A 21404-nucleotide genomic window follows, 5' to 3' on the forward strand; every position below is an offset into this window, starting at 1 on the left:
TAGCACCTTCGTATTGAATATCACCGTTTTGTTGAACTAATTTTAACTTAGTTTGAGCATTTATTTTGTCTTTTAGAGCTTCAGTAAATACATTACTTAACGAAGGATTGACAAGGGTTGCTTGATTCTGAAAAAAATCAACACTAAATGTTTGTGTATCAGCAGAATATGATGCACCTGAAAAAGTATAATTTATCTTACAAGAAGAGAATCCCACCAAACAAGCAATAATAAAAATCAAATATGTTTTAGTATTCATAAACTACAATTCGTATTCTTTAATTTTTCTGTAAAGTGTTCGTTCGCTAATGCCCAATTCTTGAGCGGCTAATTTTCGTTTTCCGTTATGCTTTTGGAGTGCCTTTTTAATCATTTCTTTTTCTTTTTCTTGTAGCGATAATGTTTCGTCTTCGAGAATTTCAGTATCTTGAATATTTTCGTCAATAGGTATTTTTGTTAAATCAGAATTGGTTATAACATTTACATTCTCTTTATAAATAGGCGCAATATGAGCATTGGCTGTGTGCCCTAATGCACTTTCGTGCATTAACTCGTGAACTTGCTTTTTTAACTCAGCCATATCTTTTCGCATATCGAACAAGATTTGGAATAAAATTTCGCGTTCGGTATTAAAAGTTTTTTGGTCAACAAAATCATTGCTAACAAGTGCGGGCAATTTCGAATTAAAAGCATCGGGTAAATATTTTTTTAAGGTGGACGCGTCTATTTCTCGTTCTTGTTCAATAATAGATATTTGTTCGACAATATTTTTCATTTGACGTACATTACCGGGCCACGAATAGTTGAGCAAAACTTGTTGCGCATCGGGTAAAAAACGCAAAGCCGGCATGCGATATTTTTCAGCAAAATCAGCAGCAAACTTACGAGCTAAGAGCAAAATATCGTCTCCACGTTCGCGTAATGGTGGAATTGTTATTGGAATAGTGCTCAAACGATAGAACAAATCTTCACGAAAACGACCTGTTTGAATAGCTCGATGTAAATCGACATTGGTGGCAGCAACAACTCTCACGTTTGTTTTCTGAGGTGTACTGCTTCCTACTTTAAAAAATTCACCTGTTTCGAGTACTCGCAACAAACGAGCTTGAGTTGCTAAAGGCATTTCGGCAACCTCATCTAAAAAAATCGTTCCTTTATCGGCGACTTCAAAATAACCTTTACGTTTATCGGTAGCACCTGTAAACGAACCTTTTTCGTGACCAAACAGTTCAGAATCGATGGTTCCTTCAGGTATTGCACCACAGTTTACCGCAATATATACATTGTGTTTACGAGGACTAAATTGATGTATAATTTGTGGAAATACTTCTTTACCGGTTCCACTTTCACCGGTTATTAATACACTCAACTCCGTTGAGGCGACTTGTACAGCAACTTCAATTGCCCTATTTAAAGCAGGCGCATTACCTATAATACCAAAACGGTTTTTTATGGTTTGTAATTCCATTCAATCTATTTTAAAACTGACAAAATTACAAATTATTGACAAAAAAGCATGTTTTTAAAGTAAAATTTTTAGCAAAGTCCGAATGCTTAATCCAATAATAATCACCCCCACTAAATACATTGCCCAACGACTATTTATTTTATGACAAAGAAAGGCAGCTAAAGGAGCAGCCAAAATTCCGCCTAAAAGCAAACCTAAAATAATAGTCCAATGCTTAATACCAATTATCATCGTAAAAATGCTTGATGATGCAATGGTAACTAAAAACTCAGCTGCATTCACCGTACCTATGGTAATTTTTGGATCTTTACCTGTTCCTACTAAGGTGGTGGTAACTACAGGTCCCCATCCCCCACCACCCGATGCATCAACAAAACCACCAATTAAACCTAAAATCGAATATTTTTTAAACTTTTTTGAGTCGATGTTAATCTTTTTATAAGCTTTGTATATTATTCTAACTCCCATTAAAAACAAGTAAATAGTAATGTATGGCTTTAACAAATTGCCATCGAAAGATGACAAAAAATACGCACCCAAAATAGCTCCTATTACACCCGGTAAAGCTAATTGCAGAAACAACTGTTTATCAACATTTTTAAACTTCCAATGCGATAAACCAGAAATACCCGAAGTAAAAATTTCGGCTGTATGAACGCTTGCACTTGATATTATTGGCGAGACTCCAGTTGAGATTAGAAAACTTGTAGAGCTTACACCATAAGCCATTCCTAATGTCCCATCAATAAGCTGTGCAAAAAAGCCAACCAAAATATAGAGGTAGATATGAGTAGAAAAATTTTGTGCTAAAAACATTTTAAAATCCACATAGCTTATCACACCAAACACATATATCAATAAAAAAACAGAGATCGCTAACAAAGCGAACAAAATACCGGTCAACATAGCATACCATTGCCATAATGATTTTAATGTAATATTTTTTTCGGTCATTTTTTTTTGCAAATATACACCATTTCTCTATATATTATATAGACTTTTAATAAAATTATTAAGGCATTTAGTAATGAATCATTTTTTCATTTGTAATAAAACTTTTACCTTTACCATTGAGAACTTTTATGTATCTATAAATGAAAACTATTGGTATTTTAACATTATTTCTTTTTACTACCATGCTTGCTGTATCACAACGCTACACTATTAGTGGTTACATTAGCGATGTAAAAACCGGCGAAAAACTTATAGCAGCTTCCGTTTATGATACCATTAGTAAAAAAGGAGCAATTACCAATAATTATGGTTTTTATAGCCTAACGCTTCCCGAAGGCAAGGTAGCACTTATTGTTTCGTATGTAGGCTATTCGCTAAAAACTGATGTATTTGAACTTAAGAGTAATATTGTAAAAAACATAATGCTCAATCCAACAATTGAATTAAAAGAGGTTGAAATAGTTGCCGAACGAGCAAAACATGTAGAATCGAGCCAAATGAGCATGACACAAATCCCTATTCAAACCATAAAATCGTTGCCTGTATTTTTCAGCGAAGCCGATATACTAAAAACCATTCAGCTATTGCCCGGTGTACAATCGGGAGGCGAAGGAACATCAGGGTTATACGTACGCGGAGGAGGACCTGACCAAAATTTAATCCTGCTCGATGGAGTGCCGGTTTATAATTGCGATCATCTTTTTGGCTTTTTCTCTGTATTTAATTCCGATGCTATTCAAAATGTTACCTTAATCAAGGGTGGATTCCCTGCCCGCTACGGAGGTCGTTTATCGTCAGTGCTCGATATTCGAATGAAAGAAGGTAACCTAAACGAATATCATGGCACATTCTCCATTGGCTTAATATCTTCTAAATTTATGATGGAAGGACCGTTGATCAAGAAAAAATCTTCGTTTGTAGTATCGGCACGCAGAACCTACATCGACATTTTGGCACAACCCATTATCCGTTCTGCCGGTGATGGAACTTCCGGAGGATATTACTTCTACGATGTTAATACTAAGCTCAACTATATTTTTAGCGACACCAACCGTTTATTTTTAAGTATATATTTAGGAAATGATAAAGCTTATTCAAAAATAAAAGACCAATACAACGATAATGGAATTAATTATGAAAACAAAGAAAAAGCTTCGTTGAGTTGGGGCAATATAATAACCGCTCTTCGTTGGAACCATTTGTTCACACCTAAGCTTTTTAGCAATGTTACTGCAACTTTTAGTCGCTATCGTTTTCAGGTAGGCATGGAAAGTAATACTCAACAAAACAACAATGGAAGCATTTCAAAATCGTCGTTTGCATATAAATATTTTTCGGGAATATATGATTTTGCTGGTAAGATAGACTTCGATTACCATCCATCGCCCAACCACAATATTATTTTTGGAGCATCGGAAATCTATCACACCTTTTCGCCCGGTGTAAATGTATTTAAAGGGGAAGAAAACAACGACCCCACTACAAAAATTGATACCAGCTTTGGCAATTCCAATATTTTTGCACACGAAATTGCCTTATTTATAGAAGATGATATCACCATTAACGCCCTTTTAAAGGCTAATATTGGAATTCATCAAAGCATGTTTTTGGTGCGCAATAAATTTTATTCTAACACCCAACCGCGTCTATCGCTCCGCTATTTGATGCACGAAAAATGGTCGCTCAAAGCTGCGTATTCGCAAATGAATCAATACATCAACCTGCTAAGCAATAGCGGCATTGGTTTGCCAACCGACTTATGGCTACCCTCTACCAACCGCATTAAACCTCAAGCCTCTCAGCAATGGGCATTAGGAATATTTAATGTCCCAGCCAAGGGATTTGAAGCTAGCATCGAAGGCTATTACAAAACAATGAAGAATCTTATAGAATACAAAGAGGGTGCAACCTTTTTCTCCGAAGGCGAATCGTGGGAAGATAAAATCGAAATGGGCAATGGTTGGGCATACGGAGCAGAGTTTTTTTTTAAAAAAAACAAAGGAAAAACAACAGGATGGATTGGCTACACCCTTGCATGGTCGTGGCGTAAATTCGAAAAACTTAATTTTGGCAAATCATTCCCCTACCGATACGACCGCAGACACGACATTAGTATAGCCATAACTCATTTCATTAACGAAAAAATCGACATCGGGGTTGTTTGGGTTTATGGCACGGGAAATGCCGTATCATTGCCCATTGAGCAATATCCAATGCTTGAATTTCCATCTATGCCACAAAATGGATATTATTATGAACCAAATATGGTCGAATATTATGATGGCAGAAACGGATTCAGAATGCCGCCTTATCATCGCCTCGACCTTAGCTTTAATATGCACAAAAAACTAAAAAGAGCCGAACGCACGTGGAGTATTGGCATTTACAACGTTTATAATCGCAAAAATCCCTATTATCTATACTTTAGTTACGACGAACAAGGCAATAAACGATTAACACAAATAAGCTTGTTCCCAATTATTCCATCATTTTCGTATAATTTAACATTTTAATATAAAAAGCCATGAGAACCAATGCTAACCAACCGAAAAAGACATTATCACTCACCAATAAGCCTTGCTCTTCATTCGAATGGCGTATTATATCTCTTCATAATGACATGAACCTTAATTTTAGAAATAAAAATAATTGCAGATGAAAACAACACTTATGAAAATTATAACATTATTGACCATTTTGCCATTTTTTATGGCATGCAAAAAATACCTCGATATGGATATTATCGATAAAGGCCGTAAACCGGTTGTAAATGCATTGTTTATAGTCGATTCAGTACCTTCAGCAACTGTATTTCAAAGTACTCATATTTTAGATCCGGCGGAAAGCAATAATATTACAAATGCAAAATTTATAGCTATATACAATCATCAAGTTTTTGATACATTATACTTTTCAAACACTTTAAATCAATATATAAGTTACAATCACATTATTCAAAGTAATGAAAAAATAAAAATACAGGTTGAAACAAATGTAGGAACCGTCGAATCAGAAATAACCACCCCTACCAAAATCCAATTTAATTCAGCTGACACCTTCCCTTATTATGGAAACTCAAGTACACGACAAGGTACCGAAATAAAATTAAGCTTTAACGATCCTTCGGCTACAAAAGATTATTACATTATTTATACTCTTATGGGCAATTATATTAACGCAACAGGGTATAATGGTAACGACCCTTCTATTGAAGAATTAAATAATCACCTTTTTATAGAAGACCTAACATTTAACGGCAAGCAAAAAAATATTTCGCTTATTTTTTACAACAATTTTGATGAATACATGTCAAATACACTTTGTATTTATTTGATGCATGTAGATGAACATTATTACAAATATGCATATTCGGCATATAAACAACAGAATACAGGAATTTCACCTTTTTCAGAACCTGTTATGGTTTATAATAATATAAAAAACGGATATGGAATTTTTGGAACAGCAGCCATTAGCGTCATAAACATTAATTTTTAAATTGGTACTTTCTATTTATCATTATAAGTCATTGATTGAATAAATTTATTTGATTATTGACGCCTTTAAAACTTTTCGATATGTGAGCTAACTAAATTTTATAAAGAACTCATTAAATATTAAAATTATCAAACAAATAGTGGACAAAAAAACGAGTACTGAACTCTTTTTTTTTTCATAAATAAATCATCGATATAAAACTTGAAAAAATAACAACTTCTCATATTCAATTCATTTATAAATCGTATGTTTTCGATATTAGTTTACAAACAAATATGAGCTTTAAAATAGAATCTTAAGCTTAACAATTGAATTAAAATTTACATAAAACTATTTTTAAATTTTCAAATTAAAACATACCTTTGCTATTATAAAAACAGAATAATTATGGGAAAAATAAATATGAATTTAGACAATCTTGATGCCGTTTTGTCTGAAAAATTAAACGAAGCTCAAAAAGCCAAAGCAAAAACCATATTTTTAAAAAAATTAGCAGAATTATCGCATAAATATTATAAAGGTAAAATAGTAACGATGCCAAAAGCCCCAGTTCCGGGTTTTAATTGGTTTAATGTTTGGTACACACCGGGCGTTTCAGTAGTGTCAACCAGCATTCGTGACAATAACGATGCTTCATTCGATTTAACTAACCGTGGCAATTTAGTTGCCGTAGTTAGCGATTCAACCCGCGTATTAGGCGATGGCGATTGTACACCCTCAGGCGGCTTAGGCGTTATGGAAGGCAAAGCTTTTTTAATGAAATATTTAGGCGGAGTGGATGGTATAGCCTTATGTATCAATAGCAAAGACGCCAATGGCAACCCCGATGCACAAAAAATCATAGATTTTGTTAAAATGCTTGAACCAAGCGTAGGAGCTGTTAATTTAGAAGATATATCGCAACCCAATTGTTTTAAGGTATTAGATGAATTACGCGAAGAATGCGAAATACCCGTTTGGCACGATGATGCTCAGGGAACTGCCAGCGTTACTCTAGCGGGTGTTATTAATGCACTAAAACTTACTAATCGCAATATAAACGACACTAAATTTGTTTTGTTTGGTGCAGGAGCATCAAATACAACAATAGCTCGTTTGTTGATAGCCGACGGTGCCGACCCCAACAAAATGATAATATTCGACTCCAAAGGTGGTTTGCATCGTAGTCGCAAAGATATTGAAGCCGATACCCGTTATTATCGCAAATGGGAACTTTGCCTACAAACCAATCCCCAGCAAATCGATAAAATTGAAGATGCCATGAAAGGGGCAGATGTGCTAATTTCACTCTCTACGCCAGGACCCGATACAGTAAAGCAAGATTGGATTCGTTCTATGAATTCAAAATCAATTGTTTTTACATGTGCTAACCCTATTCCCGAAATTTATCCCTATGCTGCAAAAGAAGCAGGAGCCTATATTGTTGCTACCGGTAGAGGCGACTTCCCCAATCAAGTCAATAATTCACTTGGTTTTCCCGGTATTTTAAAAGGTGCTTTATTGGTTCGTGCACGTAAGATTACCGATAATATGGCAATTGCAGCGGCTCACTCATTGGCTAATTATGCCGAAAAGAATGGCATGCACCCCGACAAAATAGTTCCTACTATGGACGAAGCAGATGTTTTTCCTGTAGAGGCTGCCGACGTTGCTATTCAAGCCATTAAAGATGGAGTTGCTCGCATTCAAATGACTTGGGACGAAGCTTACACGATAGCCAAAAACGATATTGCTCATGCACGTAAAACCATACATCATTTAAGCGAACAAGGTTTTATCGAAATGCCACCACAACATTTAATTGACGAAGCATTAGAATTCACTTTTAATTCATTTAAAAAATGAAAAATTTCAAACTGTTTAAAGTTAAAACCATCGAAAATTCATGGTTAATAGGAGTTAAAGGTAAACTATTCGATACTAAAGGCTTTTTTATCATCGATACCGGTGCACAGGTTAGTATGATAAATCGCTCGTATTGTAAAACCGAAAAAAACATAGATATTCAAGAGGTTGAAGTCATGGGAATATCGACTAATACTTTAGAAAACGTTGAACTTGCTAAACGTATTCCTATAAAATTAACCCAACATAACTATACATTAAAAAAAGCACTTATTATGGACATTAACCATGTAACCGAAAAGTTTAAAAGCAATTACACCATTCTGGGGTTAATTGGCAATGATTTTTTACACGAAAACATAGCAACACTCGATTATTATTACATGGAAATGAATCTTAGACTTGATGATGATAATAAAGTAGGCTATATTATTTAGAAATTGATTAAAAATATATTTATGAAGAAGATTATTAGTTTTATTTCCGCGTTTATTTTGGTAAATAGTTTATTGTTTAGCCAAGAAATGGGATTGCCTCATTATTTAAGCAACAAAGAGGCATCTGAGTTACCAAATTACAACCCTCCCACTCCCAAAGGAATAACTCATCCGCCGGTTTCTCCTATTCGCAATGCTGCAGAATGGGAAGAAATGCAAGGTGTGTTAATCTCATGGAAATCGGGATATGAGAGCTTTTTAAGTCAAATTATTAAGTATGCACGCGAAGAAGCCAAAGTGTATGTTTATTGTTCCGATTCTACAACAGTAAAAAACTATTTAATCAACAACAACATTCCTACTACTAATATTCGATATCTCATTTCATCGCTCAATAGTGTTTGGATTCGCGATTTCGGTCCAAATAATATTTATACCAACGAAGTTGATTCATTGTATTTGGTCGATTGGGTATATAATCGCCCACGCCCACAAGACGATGCTTCGCCGCAACAGTTTGCAACCCTTATGCAATTGCCATTATACCAATGTACTCAACCCCCTACCGATTTAGTGGCTACCGGTGGAAACTGGGTAAGCGATGGTTTTGGAACTGCTTTTAGTAGTAAGCTCATATTAGACGAAAACGCAACAACAAGCAGTTATAATCAAACTCCCAAAACAGAAGCCGACATAAACAATATCGTTCGCGATTATTTAGGCATCGACCGCTATATTAAAATGGATGTACTACCTTACGATGGTATTCATCATATTGATATGCACTTTAAATTGTTAGACGAAGAAACCTTGTTAGTAGGTCAATATCCCAATGGTATTTCCGATGGTCCTCAAATTGAAGCCAATTTGAATTATATTTTAAATAACTTCAATTCGGTTTTTGGTACACCTTACAAAGTAGTTCGTATTCCCATGCCTCCCAGTACCAGTGGCACTTGGCCCAGTGATGGTGCTTACTATAGAACTTACACAAACTCACTTATAATCAACAAAACCATTCTTGTTCCTACTTACTATGCTCAATACGATACAATTGCTCTTCGAATTTATCGTCAAGCGATGCCAGGTTACAGAGTTGTAGGCATCAATGCTAGTTCTATTATTTCGCAAAGCGGTGCTATTCATTGCACTACTCACGAAATTGGTGCAGTTAATCCATTACTTATTTCGCATCAGGCATTGCCCAATACCGATAACATATGGACCAATTATCAAGTAAATGCTTATATTCATCATAAAACAGGTATTCAAGAAGCTCGTATTTATTACAGAACCGATACAACACAACCGTATGTATGGGTTCCTATGCAATTAACCAATAACACTAATCACACTTGGACAGGCGAAATCCCCGTTCAACCATCGGGCACCTATGTTTATTATTACATTTGGGCAAGAGCGAACTCTGGTAAAGAACAAGTACGCCCTATGCCAGCACCTGCTGGATATTGGAAATTTCGAGTTTATAATCCAACTGCCGTTCAAGAATTAACTGCCGATAATTTTATATGTAGAGCTCATTATATGGCAGAACAATTAACCATAAATATCTTTTCAAGCACTGAAACCACTGCTAATATTACTCTATTTAATAATGTTGGACAACCCGTCGAAGTATTGTACAAAGGGAAATTATTGCAAGGGGCACAAGAATTAACCAACAACATCCATTTAGCAAAAGGCTTATATTTTATTAATATAGAAACCAATAAAGGCAAAAAGGTTGTTAAATTAGCCATTTATTAATGTTCACTCTTTTTATTATTTTCATTGTTGGCATAACAAGCTTTTTGGCGTTTCAAAATCGTACCATGTTTGCCAAGGGTGCCTTTATACCATACGACATTGCACGATTCAATCAGCATTATCGATTTTTGTCGCACATTTTTTTGCACGTATCATGGGAACATTTAATTTTTAATATGCTGACACTCTACTTTTTTGGTATGCTGGTTGAATCGGGCTTTGCTTATTATTTTGGCAAGTGGGGAAAATCGATTTATTTAATAGAATTTTTTATCGCTGGCATTATAGCCACTATTCCATCGTATTTTAAACACAAAAATAACCCATCTTATATTGCCGTTGGAGCATCTGGAGCCGTTTCGGCCATATTGTTTAGTTCTATTTTACTCGATCCTATCAATAAAATTTACATTATGTTTATTCCCATTGGCATTCCTGCTTATGTTTTTGGTCCTGTTTACCTTTTATATTGTATGTACATGGCAAAACGTAATATCGACCATGTAGCTCACGATGTCCACTTTTGGGGTGCCATTTTTGGTTTTGTGTTTCCTATCGTGTTGAAGTTTGAGATTTTAAAAGTGTTTATTGAAATAATTGTAAGCTCATGAAACGAAAAGTAGTTTTTTTCGACCGCGATGGAGTAATCAACAACAATGGACTTTACTATACCTATAAATGGGAAGATTTCTCATTTAATACAGGAGTGATAGAAACATTAACTTTGCTCCAACAAAAAGGTTTTGAATTTATTGTTGTAAGCAATCAAAGCGGTATTGCCAAAGGTTTATATACCATACTCGATGTAGAGCAACTACATAAACAACTAAGCCAATACTTACAAAAGAATAATATTCATATATTAGAATATTATTATTGCACTCATCATCCCGATTTTGGAAATTGTCTCTGTCGAAAACCATCGTCATTGTTGTTTGAGAAGGCAATTGCTCGTTTTAATATTGACACAACCCAATCGTGGATGATTGGCGACCAAGCACGCGATATAGAAGCATCTGAAAAAGTTGGCATTAAAGGCATTTTGATTGAACCCAATAGTGACTTAAGACAGATTTTAAATGTAATTCTAAAATAATGAATACACTCGGCACGTTTGTAATTGTTAATGATAAATTGACTCGCCGAAATGAGGTTGTATTTGGTCTTGAATCGAGAGCTGTACGCTTTAGCGATGGTTTTTTCGAAAGCATGCGTGCATTTGGATTAGATGTCCCTCTTTTGGCTTTCCATTACGAACGAATTAAAAAAGCATGGTGTATATATCGCTTCGATTCCGAAATACCCTCCATAAAAACCTTATCCGATGCTATTGAACGGCTACTAAAGTCGAACAAACATTTTGGCAGTGCACGTATTCGGTTAACCTTCTACAGGTCAGGAGAAGGGCTTTACTTACCCACAAAAAATCAAGCCGATTGGTATTTAGAAACCTTTGCATCGGACGACAAAGAATTTACACTCAACACCAAGGGTAAGCAAATAGGTATTTATAGCGATTTTTATAAACCATCGCATCCTTTTTTTAACATAAAAACCAATCAAGCGTTGATTTATACACAAGCCGCTTGGTGGGCTCAGATAAACAACCTCGACGATGCCATTTTACTAAATAAACAACAATGCCTTATAGAAGCCACTTCGTCTAATATTTTTGTCTGTATAGGAAACATTGTTTATACTCCTCCTTTAACCGATGGTTGCGTTAATGGAGTCATGCGACGTTTTTTAATACAAGAATTATTTCCAAGTTTGGATATCGAATATAAAGAAGTATCGCTAACAAAACAATTTTTATTAGATGCCGATGAAGTTTTTCTTTCCAACGCAGTACAAGGAATCCAATGGGTAGTGGGTTTTCAAAACAGAAGGTACTTTAACAGCCTCGCTAAAAAAATAACACAAAAACTGAACGACTTTCGTTTACAGAGTTGAAAATAGGGAATAAAATTACTTCACAATGCCAATCTCATCCATCTCAAGAGGTCTTTGCAATAAATAAAACGACGAATTATCGGGCACCTCTAATTGATTCTTTTCAAAAACTACTGAGTTCTCTTTAGAGCTAATCGTATAATGTTGTTTTGCCTTTGGAAGCACAAGGGTATATTTTCCTGTTGTTTTATTTGGTTTAAAATCGCCTATTAAGTTATTACTTGCATCATACACCGAAAGTATAATGTCTTTCATAACTTCGCCATGGGTATTTTTGATAAAACCCGTAACAACAACAACAGAACGTTCGGGCACTGAAAGTAAATCAACTAAGTAAATATCTCTTCCTCCACAAGCTCCTTCTTGAACAGTTGAATAATATCCGCGTTTTCCATCGGCCGATATAACATAAAAAGCATCGTTATCGATAGAATTTATAGGATATCCCATATTATCGGGTTTTGTAAATGTACCATCTTCTTTCAATACACTGTAAAAAAGATCATAGCCTCCCATTGAGTTGTGTCCTTTGCTCGAAAAATAGAGGGTTGTTCCATCGGGATGTATAAATGGTCCATTTTCATCTTTATCGGTATTAATAGTAGCACCTGCATTGGTAGCTAAACTCCATTCGCCATTGGGCAGTTTGTGGCTAATATAAATATCATAACCGCCAAAACCACCTGGACGATTACTACTAAAATAAAGTGTATTCCCATCTGCAGAAATTGACGCATGGCTTTCGTCATAAGTTGAATTTATATTCGATGATAATAAAACAGGCTTGGTCCATTCGGTGCCATTAAAAGTACTAATGTATAAATTACCATCGCCTACATCGTCTTTATATATAATAAGTTCATTACCATCGGCACTTAAAGCAACCGAAGCTTCGTGCTCCATAGTATTTATATGTTCGCTGATTTTTAATGGCGTTTGCCATTGGTCGTCAATTTTGTGGCTAATATAAATATCTTCAAAATATTGGCCGTCGGTAGTTTTGAAGTTGCCCGTACTCCCTTTACGCTTAGATGTAAAAATCATTGTTTTTTCGTCGATACTAAAAACTGGGCTATGATCATCGTAATTGGAGTTAACATTACAGCCCAAATTAATAATATTTATTTTAACCGGATGATTAACCAATTCTATCGAATTTTGAATGTATTTTTTTAAATCAATGGCCTCGTCTTTATTTGTTGGATTCGATTGTATATATTCTTCTATAATAGATAAAGCTTGATTAAATTTATAATTTTTATAATAGGCTTTTGCTAACATAAAAAGGGCTTCGGTGGGAGCATTACGTTCTTTGGGGTCTGCATCTTGATATGTTTTGCTAATAGGTTTGGCTTTCTCTAAATATGGTATGGCTTTTTTTAAGCTTACATCACTTAAAAAGTAAGCTTTACCTAATAAATAATTGATATTTCCATTGGTGCTATCTTTTGAAAAACACCATGTTAATTTATCAATAGCTTGCTGATATTCTTTAAGTTGAATATGCTTTGAAGCATCGATAATATATTGTTTTAACGATGGTTTTTGACCCCATACTATATTAAAACAAAAAAGAAGCGATATAAATAAAATGATTTGTGTTTTCATATAGAGTATGTTTATATTTATTTTCATTGTTATTACATAATTTTATTTAGGCGATGAAAATATTTCAGGTTTGTTTAAAAATTCGATATCTGCATTTTTTATATTCGATATTTTAAACTCTACTCGTCGGTTAAGTTGGCGTCCTTCGGCAGTTTCATTCGATGCAACAGGATTTTTCTTACCCATAGGAATGGTAGTAAGTCGTTTAGCTTCTATTCCAAGCTCAATAAGTTGTTTTTTAACAAATTCGGCACGACGTTTACTAAGTTTCATGTTATAATCGTCGCTTCCCATATTGTCAGTATGCCCTATTATTTGAAGCTTTGCTTTTTTATTATTTTTTAACCAAATGGCTAGCTTATGAAGATTTTCTTCGTTGGCTTGGCATATAAATTTGTCGAAAGTAAAATAAATAGGGAAAATAACAAGTTTTGTCGATTTATCTTTTATTTCCGGTTCTTTAATAGGCTCATTCTTCATTTGAATATTGGTCTGGGCGGTTAATTTATTTAAAGAGGGGGCGCTATCGTTAGCAAATATAAATAAATTTATAACATTAGGGTTCGACGATGGAGTATTTTCGACATGAATTCGTGTTAGCGGAATGCCTTTATCTGTTAAATTTTCGGTGAGAATATCGGCTCGAATTTCGTTTAATTCGGGTTGTTGGTTTTCTTTAGGTAATACAATTCGAGCACTAAATTCGGGCAAATAATTTAGTATTTTAGCTATTTTTATAAACGACATCCCTTCTTCGGATGATAGTTCGGTTTGATTCGATTTGAAATGATATTCAAATTTTCGCTGTACATTGTTAATGTTAATGGGTTCAAGCATTATAGGACGTTCAATTTTTTGATAAGAAGTACTATCACTAACGTCTATTACTTCTGTATAAGGCAAAAACACATCACTTTCGACCGATATTAAATAACGTCTTCCCGATTTTAATATAAATAAATATTTTCCCGTTTTTGAATTAGGTGTATAAGTGCCAATCAATTTTTTGGTTTGCTCGTCGGTAACGGTTATACTAACATTTTCTGGTAATTTGCCATTACCCATAGTAATATAACCACTCATAACAGTTAAGAGCTTTTCTTCGCTTTGTGGCAAAGTAATTAAATAAATATCGTTACGCCCTATTCCTCCTGTTTGTTGCGAAGCATAATAAGCTCTGGCACCATCGGGGGTTGGTACATAAAAAGCATCGTCGTTAGGGGTATTAATGGGATAACCCAAATTGGTAGGCGTATTCCATTCTAAACTATCGTCGCGAATAGCAAAAAAGATATCGAAGCCACCCATCGAATTATGTCCTTTGCTACTAAAGAATAATGTAACTCCATCAGGATGGATATAAGGACTTATTTCGTCTTTTGCTGTATTAACTTTTGGACCAGCATTTTGGGGTATCGACCACTCACCATTGGGCAATCGTTTGGCTATATAAATATCCAATCCACCATAACCACCCGGTCTGTCGCTGGTAAAAAATAATTCTTGACCATCGGCAGATATACTTGCATGATTTTCGTTGTATTTGGTATTCACATTTAATTTTAATGGAGTTGTCCACACATCGCCGACTAAATTACTTACATAAATGTTTCCATCGCGAGGATTGAGCATGGTTGACTCATCTTTGTATATATATAATTCTTGTCCATCGGGCGAAAGACCAATAGAAGCCTCGTGTGTAGCACTATTTATATTGGAGCTAATTGGAACAGGAATTTCCCATTGACCATCAGATAACTTTTTGCTGATGTATATATCTTCGTAGTATTGCCCATCTTCGGTTAAAGCTGGGTGTATTTCCGATTTGCGTTTGGAAGTAAAAATAAGCACTTGTTCGTCGGCGGTAAAAACTGGACTATGTTCATCGAATTCCGTGTTTATGACACCTCCTAAATTTGTAATTTGCATTTTAATGGGGTATTTCATTAAAACTTGTCCATTTTTACAATATTGTTCAAGTTCATCAACATTTTCGGTAAAGTCTTTTTTATAATTTGGCAAAATTATTTTTAACGAATCTATTATCTTCAAGGCTCTATTAAACTGATAATCATGATGATATGCTTTTGCAAGAAAAAATAATGCTTCGGGAGGAGCTGCCAATTCGTCGGGATCGTCAATATCGGCATTGGGATTTATATCTTGAACTGCTTTTTCGAGGTATTCTATTGCTTTTGACTTCTCGAGCACAGTACTTAAATAACAAAAGCCGGTTTTAAAATTTAAGTTAGCGTTATCGGGTTCTTCGGCAAGTAGCTCTTTGTAAACTACTAAAGCCGAAGGAAAATCGCCCTTTTCAATTAATTGCTCACCTCTTAAAAACTTTTGCTCAAATGCTTCGCTATGCCGCTGTGCTGTTAAATTATTTACAAGCACAAAAAAAATGATAAATATTATAAATCTTATCATCATAAAAACAATGTTAGTCTATAAAAAATATATATTGATAAATAACCAACACAAAATAAATAACTTATTTGTATAAATGCAAATTTATTTTGAAAAACAGGCATTTTTTGTTTATTCTTTAATAATTCGCACTTCAGTACGACGGTTTTTAGCCCTCCCCTCTTCGGTATTATTCGAAGCAATAGGTTGAGTATCGGCATAACCCTTAGCTACTATACGTACATCGCTAATGCCTTTGCTTACTAAGTATTTTTTTACGCTATTAGCCCGTTCTTGCGAAAGTTTTAAATTATGTTCGAATGTTCCTATATTATCGGTATGACCAGCTATTTCAATAACTAAATTGGGCTTAGCCTTGAGGGCTTCGTACAAATTATTCAAAGCGGCATACGAGTCGTTGGTTAAAGTAGCACTCCCTGTTTCGAAATGAACATTTTTTAATGTGTAAGTTTTTGCCGGCTCAAATTTTATTGCTAAATCGTAAGTATATGCACCGGGCTGATTGGGAATTTCTATCGAAGAATATTCTTGTTGCTCCATAAAATCGCGATATTGAATATCGTAGGTATGCCCTTCGGGTAATAAAATCCTTGCCGTTCCATCTTTGGCTGTTTGTGTTTGATATTGTTTTTTATCTTTCTTACTTATAAAAATAACCATTTCTCCGGCTAATGGCTTTTGACTAAAATTGGTAACTTTTAAATTTAATAAAGCTTTATCTTCGGTTGGACTTAAATTTTGAGGGCGAACATGTATAAATGAAAGTATAAATAATGCAAAAAAAATGGTTTTCATATCATTAAAAAGTTGTTTCTTATACGTATTTTTGTCAAAAAATGTTCCTTTATGAGATGGCTCTTGTTTTTTATCATGATTCTTTTTACTTTATTAATGGTAAAATGTCAACCCAACATTTCTGATATTTTTATCAAAAACATAAAAATTGGTTATAATTTACCGGCTAAAAATAGAGTTTTTACAATAAACACCGAAGACGTAATTACTCAAGGCATAGTATTCCCTTATAATTTAAAAAACAATGAAACTAAAACAATCGAAAACACTATTAAATTTAGTTTCACTGTAAATAATAGAAAAAAATATTATTACAAAATTTATTATCAAAACGAGTCGTATAAATGGGACGAAACACACGAATGGAGTAGCGAAAATTTCTATGGTTCATGGAACGATACTACTATTGGTTTCAAAGAAATAAAAGAGACAACGGTTATTGATTCGTTTAAAATAGTTGGAAATCCTCGTTTTGAAAAGAAATACTTCGGTGCTCCATTCGACGATTTTTTTATTGATGAAAACAAAATTCAATCGGTAATACAAGCCATCCAAAACTCGCCCGATTGGAAAGCCGATGTATTAAAAAAGGCAAAGCAAAATCATTATACATTCGAAGAACAAGCTACCATGGACGCACTTTGGGTTTTAAAAGATAATAGAAACAAAGGAAATGTAAATCACCCATGGAAACGAAACCCACGTATGGGGAAATACAGTGACAGTGCATTAATAGTTGTTTGTACTGAGGAAGCTTTAAAAAACATTCCCGAATATATTCAATTTATTCATAAAAAAAACGAAAAAGGCGAATATGTCAATCCTTATCGCTATTTTTTACACGACAATACAAATAGAAATGATATTTCGGTTTACTTAGATTCTTGCATTTTTAGTCTTTCTGCATGCATTAAACCTGGCAATGGTATATTTGTCGATAAAACCAAACTTCCATACAAAAACTTAAATTTTAAAGACGACACCCTTTGTGGATCATCGATTGAATTTTTTAATAAAGCTTTATTTGAACAGTTTTTTAGCCATGAAAACAAAAATTTTAAAATTAATACCATTCCTGTTTTAGCCGATTGGGAAAAAGATGAATATACTCCCGAAACTTATATCACCAATAAAAACAAATATCTCCACGACACCCTTCATCGCGTGCACTCATGGATTCGAAATGTTGAATGCCCATGCAAAGAAGTATATGACCGTAAAGAATATATCGAAATCTTCAACCCCGAAAACAAAAATCTCGAGAATGCCGCCAAATTAAATGTTGGAGTTATGACTAGGGTTGGTTTTACCTATGGAAAAATTACTGCAAAAGTTAAATTACCTCATTTGCTCAACAAACATCATGTTTGGAATGGGGTTACCAATGCTATTTGGCTTATTACACAAGACTTAAGCGAATGGAACAACCGAAGATACAGCCATACGGGTTATACACCTAAAGGGAACCCCGATGGCGAAAGAATCCATACCACAGCTTATTCTGAAATTGATTTTGAAATTATTAAGGCTAGCCCATATTGGCCTTATCAATACTATAAAAACAGCACTTTAAAAGAAAAATCGAAACTTTACAATGGCAAATACAACGATACCATTATTGTAGCAGCTACTAACTGGGATTTAGCCAGCCAAGACCCGCCCAAGTTCGATTATCCTATTCAATACCTAAACCATGGCGATAAAGAATATGAAGCCATGCGTTGGAACGAAAAATACCAAGCACTAACCATTAGAACTCCTGCCTTAGATAATGAATTGTTTGGGAAAGAATTCTATTATTTTCAGATTGAATGGCGACCCGACGAAATCATTTGGCGGATAGGTCCGTCAAAAGATAAAATGTACGAAGTGGCTTATATGAGCGAAAAACAAACAAGCATACCCAACAACCAAATGGTCATGATTATCAATCAGGAATTTCATTTAGCCGAATGGTGGCCTGTTCCGGTTTACGAACAAGATTATATCCCTTTCCTAAAAAACAGGAATATTGGGAAAATATACGAAATAACCATAGAATAAATGAAAGTTAATAACAAACACTATCGTTCCGTTTGGGCCGAAAAAAATGCGGTAATTATTATCAATCAACAAAAATTACCGTTTGAGTTTGAATTGCTACGGCTAACAACTTTAGACGAAGTTATCGAAGCCATTAAAACACTCAAAGTACGAGGTGCACCAGCTATTGGTATAACAGCTGCATGGGCTATGTGGCTCGAGTTTATTAATAATGGCACCATCGACAAAACAGCCTATCAGAAATTAATTCAATGCCGACCAACCGCAGTAAATATAAAACGAGGGGCCGACGCCGTATATCATACATTTTTAAACCAAACACAACAAGCAAAACAATTGTGGCAAGCCGCTCAACAATTTGCCGATAGCGAAATAGAAGCTTGTAAACTTATTGGACAGCATGGATATAAGCTACTTCAACAATTATATAAAGAAAAACAAAAAACCTTAAATATACTCACCCACTGCAATGCTGGCTGGTTAGCATGTGGCGATTATGGTACCGCCCTCGCTCCAATATTTGAAGCACATAGCAATGGCTTGCCCGTACACGTATGGGTTGACGAAACTCGCCCGCTTAACCAAGGAGCACGACTCACAGCTTGGGAACTCGCCAACGAACAAATTCCATTCGATATTATCAGCGATAACTCCGGAGCACTCCTTATGATGCTTAATAAAGTAGATGCCGTAATGGTGGGAGCCGACAGAATTGTAAAAAATGGCGATTTTGCCAATAAAATTGGTACCTACCAAAAAGCTCTGGCAGCTCGCGAACACCATGTGCCATTTTGGGTTGCTGCACCCCATACCACATTCGATTTATCAATCGACAATGGATTGCAAATTCCCATTGAACAACGACACGGTAACGAACTACAATTTATTAGCGGTATGTATCAACAGCAACGTATTGAAATTGCTTTATTCCCCAATTCGTTCTCTTCGGTCAACCATGCTTTCGATATCACACCCGCATCGTTGGTCAATGCCTATATAACCGAAAAAGGCATATTTGAAAACATAAAATCATGGTTATGAATCATCAAGCTTATTGCAGCGAAGTTGCTTATTTTATGCAACGATTATACCGGCAAAAGCTTACCACAAGCTTAGGAGGTAATATAAGTTTACGCGTAGAAAATTTTGTTTATATCACACCCTCGCAAGTTGATAAAGATAGACTCAGTGCCAATGATATCATCATAATGGATTTACACCGTCATGTACTTAAAGCCATTCATAAATCGAGTATGGAAACTAGTATGCATTTATCGGTTTACCATACACGACCAGATATTAAAGCCATTGTGCATGCACATTCATTTTGGGCCTCGCTGCTTGCCCTATCCAACTTGCAATTAGTGAATGATATAAGCGACGAAGCATATTATGCCATTAAGCGATTGGCTTTTTGCAATTACCAGACTATGGGAACAAGCGAGTTGGCAAACGAAGTCGCCTGTAAAGTTAAAAATGCCGATACGCTTATACTTAAAAATCATGGTATATTAACCACGGGCAAAACATTGGTCGAAGCTCTTGAACGTCTCGAAGTACTCGAAAACATAGCACACTATAGTTACTTAGCCAATAAAAATATTGGTTTACAATCGATATCAGCAGAAGCTAAAAAAAGAATTGACGAATTGTATTTATAAATGCACGTTTATATTTTAAATTTTACGTACTAATAAAGCTATTTAAATTCAAGTACAACCCATGGTTATGGTGATTTGCTTTACTCACTCCGCTCGTGCGATTGCTTCGCTAAGATCATTTTTGTATCTTTGATCGGTTCTTTTCAGCACGGTCATTTGTGCACGTACGTCTCCCATAGTTGTGATTTGCTTACATTTTTGTATCTTTGATAGGTTCTTTTCAGCTAGAAGGAGAAGCAATAGATATAGATAGCTGTTGTGATTTGCTTACATTTTTGTATCTTTGATAGGTTCTTTTCAGCAATTGACTACGTTGAAAGCATAAGAAATTCGTTGTGATTTGCTTACATTTTTGTATCTTTGATAGGTTCTTTTCAGCGTTTTGTTTGCGTGGAAATGTTTGAAGATAGTTGTGATTTGCTTACATTTTTGTATCTTTGATAGGTTCTTTTCAGCGACAAGAACCCTTTCGATACCTATAAGATGGTTGTGATTTGCTTACATTTTTGTATCTTTGATAGGTTCTTTTCAGCCTGCGTTGCGGTTGGCATCTGCTGCTGTATGTTGTGATTTGCTTACATTTTTGTATCTTTGATAGGTTCTTTTCAGCTTAAACGTGTTGTGTTGCCTAACGAACAAATGTTGTGATTTGCTTACATTTTTGTATCTTTGATAGGTTCTTTTCAGCTTTGGTGCGTGAACATAACTACTTAACCATGTTGTGATTTGCTTACATTTTTGTATCTTTGATAGGTTCTTTTCAGCTAACATACTGGAAGATCCCCCAAGTGATGAGTTGTGATTTGCTTACATTTTTGTATCTTTGATAGGTTCTTTTCAGCTAACATACTGGAAGATCCCCCAAGTGATGAGTTGTGATTTGCTTACATTTTTGTATCTTTGATAGGTTCTTTTCAGCTGAGATTGGCACAAGTTCGATTTCGG

At 35.0% G+C, this 21404-nt stretch carries 16 protein-coding genes, 1 pseudogene and 1 CRISPR repeat array (1 of these 18 running past the window's edge); of the genes and pseudogenes, 11 read left to right on the top strand and 6 right to left on the bottom strand.

What is annotated here, in order from left to right; translation table 11 throughout:
* From HPY79_06365 to HPY79_06375, 3 genes and pseudogenes are all read right to left on the bottom strand, one after another.
* Positions 1–259, bottom strand: a 259-nt coding sequence (locus HPY79_06365; protein ID NSW45418.1) for a hypothetical protein, incomplete at its 3' end; no start/stop codon positions are given.
* Positions 260–262: 3 nt separating this feature from the next.
* Positions 263–1477, bottom strand: a pseudogene (locus tag HPY79_06370) (sigma-54-dependent Fis family transcriptional regulator).
* Between the two features lie 45 nt (positions 1478–1522).
* Positions 1523–2374, bottom strand: a complete 852-nt coding sequence (locus HPY79_06375; protein ID NSW45419.1) for a sulfite exporter TauE/SafE family protein — start codon at positions 2372–2374, stop codon at positions 1523–1525.
* Positions 2375–2562: 188 nt separating this feature from the next.
* Between HPY79_06375 and HPY79_06380 the strand changes: the two genes are divergently transcribed.
* From HPY79_06380 to HPY79_06415, 8 genes are all read left to right on the top strand, one after another.
* A complete protein-coding gene (locus tag HPY79_06380; GenBank protein NSW45420.1) occupies positions 2563–4935 on the top strand; it encodes a TonB-dependent receptor in 2373 nt (790 codons plus the stop codon).
* 142 nt (positions 4936–5077) lie between these two features.
* The gene (locus HPY79_06385; protein NSW45421.1) at positions 5078–5920 is read left to right on the top strand and encodes a DUF4249 domain-containing protein; all 843 of its coding nucleotides are present in this window, start codon (positions 5078–5080) and stop codon (positions 5918–5920) included.
* Between the two features lie 387 nt (positions 5921–6307).
* Positions 6308–7765, top strand: a complete 1458-nt coding sequence (locus HPY79_06390) for an NADP-dependent malic enzyme (GenBank protein ID NSW45422.1) — start codon at positions 6308–6310, stop codon at positions 7763–7765.
* Positions 7762–8202, top strand: a complete 441-nt coding sequence (locus tag HPY79_06395; GenBank protein ID NSW45423.1) for a hypothetical protein — start codon at positions 7762–7764, stop codon at positions 8200–8202. The genes HPY79_06390 and HPY79_06395 overlap by 4 nt, the downstream gene beginning before the upstream one ends.
* 21 nt (positions 8203–8223) lie before the next feature.
* Positions 8224–9969: an agmatine deiminase family protein gene (locus tag HPY79_06400; GenBank protein ID NSW45424.1), complete on the top strand. Its 1746-nt coding sequence runs from the start codon at positions 8224–8226 to the stop codon at positions 9967–9969.
* 65 nt (positions 9970–10034) lie between these two features.
* Positions 10035–10580, top strand: coding sequence for a rhomboid family intramembrane serine protease (locus HPY79_06405; GenBank protein ID NSW45425.1), 546 nt, complete (start codon positions 10035–10037; stop codon positions 10578–10580).
* The gene (locus HPY79_06410) at positions 10577–11065 is read left to right on the top strand and encodes an HAD family hydrolase (protein ID NSW45426.1); all 489 of its coding nucleotides are present in this window, start codon (positions 10577–10579) and stop codon (positions 11063–11065) included. Before HPY79_06405 ends, HPY79_06410 begins: the two co-directional genes overlap by 4 nt.
* Complete coding sequence (locus HPY79_06415; GenBank protein ID NSW45427.1) at positions 11065–11922, top strand: aminotransferase class IV; 858 nt, start codon at positions 11065–11067, stop codon at positions 11920–11922. Before HPY79_06410 ends, HPY79_06415 begins: the two co-directional genes overlap by 1 nt.
* Before the next feature lie 15 nt (positions 11923–11937).
* Here the strand turns inward: HPY79_06415 and HPY79_06420 are convergent, their stop codons facing one another.
* The 3 genes from HPY79_06420 to HPY79_06430 all read right to left on the bottom strand — a co-directional run bounded on the left by HPY79_06420 (position 11938) and on the right by HPY79_06430 (position 16755).
* Positions 11938–13530, bottom strand: a complete 1593-nt coding sequence (locus tag HPY79_06420) for a PD40 domain-containing protein (protein ID NSW45428.1) — start codon at positions 13528–13530, stop codon at positions 11938–11940.
* Positions 13531–13572: 42 nt separating this feature from the next.
* A complete protein-coding gene (locus HPY79_06425) occupies positions 13573–15963 on the bottom strand; it encodes a PD40 domain-containing protein (protein ID NSW45429.1) in 2391 nt (796 codons plus the stop codon).
* A 108-nt stretch (positions 15964–16071) separates the two neighbouring features.
* Positions 16072–16755, bottom strand: a complete 684-nt coding sequence (locus HPY79_06430; protein NSW45430.1) for an OmpA family protein — start codon at positions 16753–16755, stop codon at positions 16072–16074.
* Between the two features lie 51 nt (positions 16756–16806).
* Between HPY79_06430 and HPY79_06435 the strand changes: the two genes are divergently transcribed.
* The 3 genes from HPY79_06435 to HPY79_06445 are packed head-to-tail and all read left to right on the top strand — an operon-like array spanning position 16807 to position 20459.
* Entirely contained in the window at positions 16807–18798 is a 1992-nt protein-coding gene (locus tag HPY79_06435; GenBank protein ID NSW45431.1) for a hypothetical protein, read from the top strand.
* On the top strand, positions 18799–19839 hold the full coding sequence (gene mtnA, locus HPY79_06440; GenBank protein ID NSW45432.1) for an S-methyl-5-thioribose-1-phosphate isomerase: 1041 nt from the start codon (positions 18799–18801) through the stop codon (positions 19837–19839).
* Positions 19836–20459 carry a class II aldolase/adducin family protein gene (locus HPY79_06445; protein NSW45433.1) on the top strand — a complete coding sequence of 208 codons (624 nt, stop codon included), beginning with the start codon at positions 19836–19838 and terminating at the stop codon, positions 20457–20459. The genes mtnA and HPY79_06445 overlap by 4 nt, the downstream gene beginning before the upstream one ends.
* A gap of 178 nt (positions 20460–20637) precedes the next feature.
* A CRISPR array of direct repeats spans positions 20638–21404; the repeat unit is 47 nt; unit sequence GTTGTGATTTGCTTACATTTTTGTATCTTTGATAGGTTCTTTTCAGC (it continues 744 nt past the right edge of the window).

This window comes from Bacteroidales bacterium, from assembly GCA_013314715.1.
Taxonomy (GTDB): domain Bacteria; phylum Bacteroidota; class Bacteroidia; order Bacteroidales; family GWA2-32-17; genus Ch61.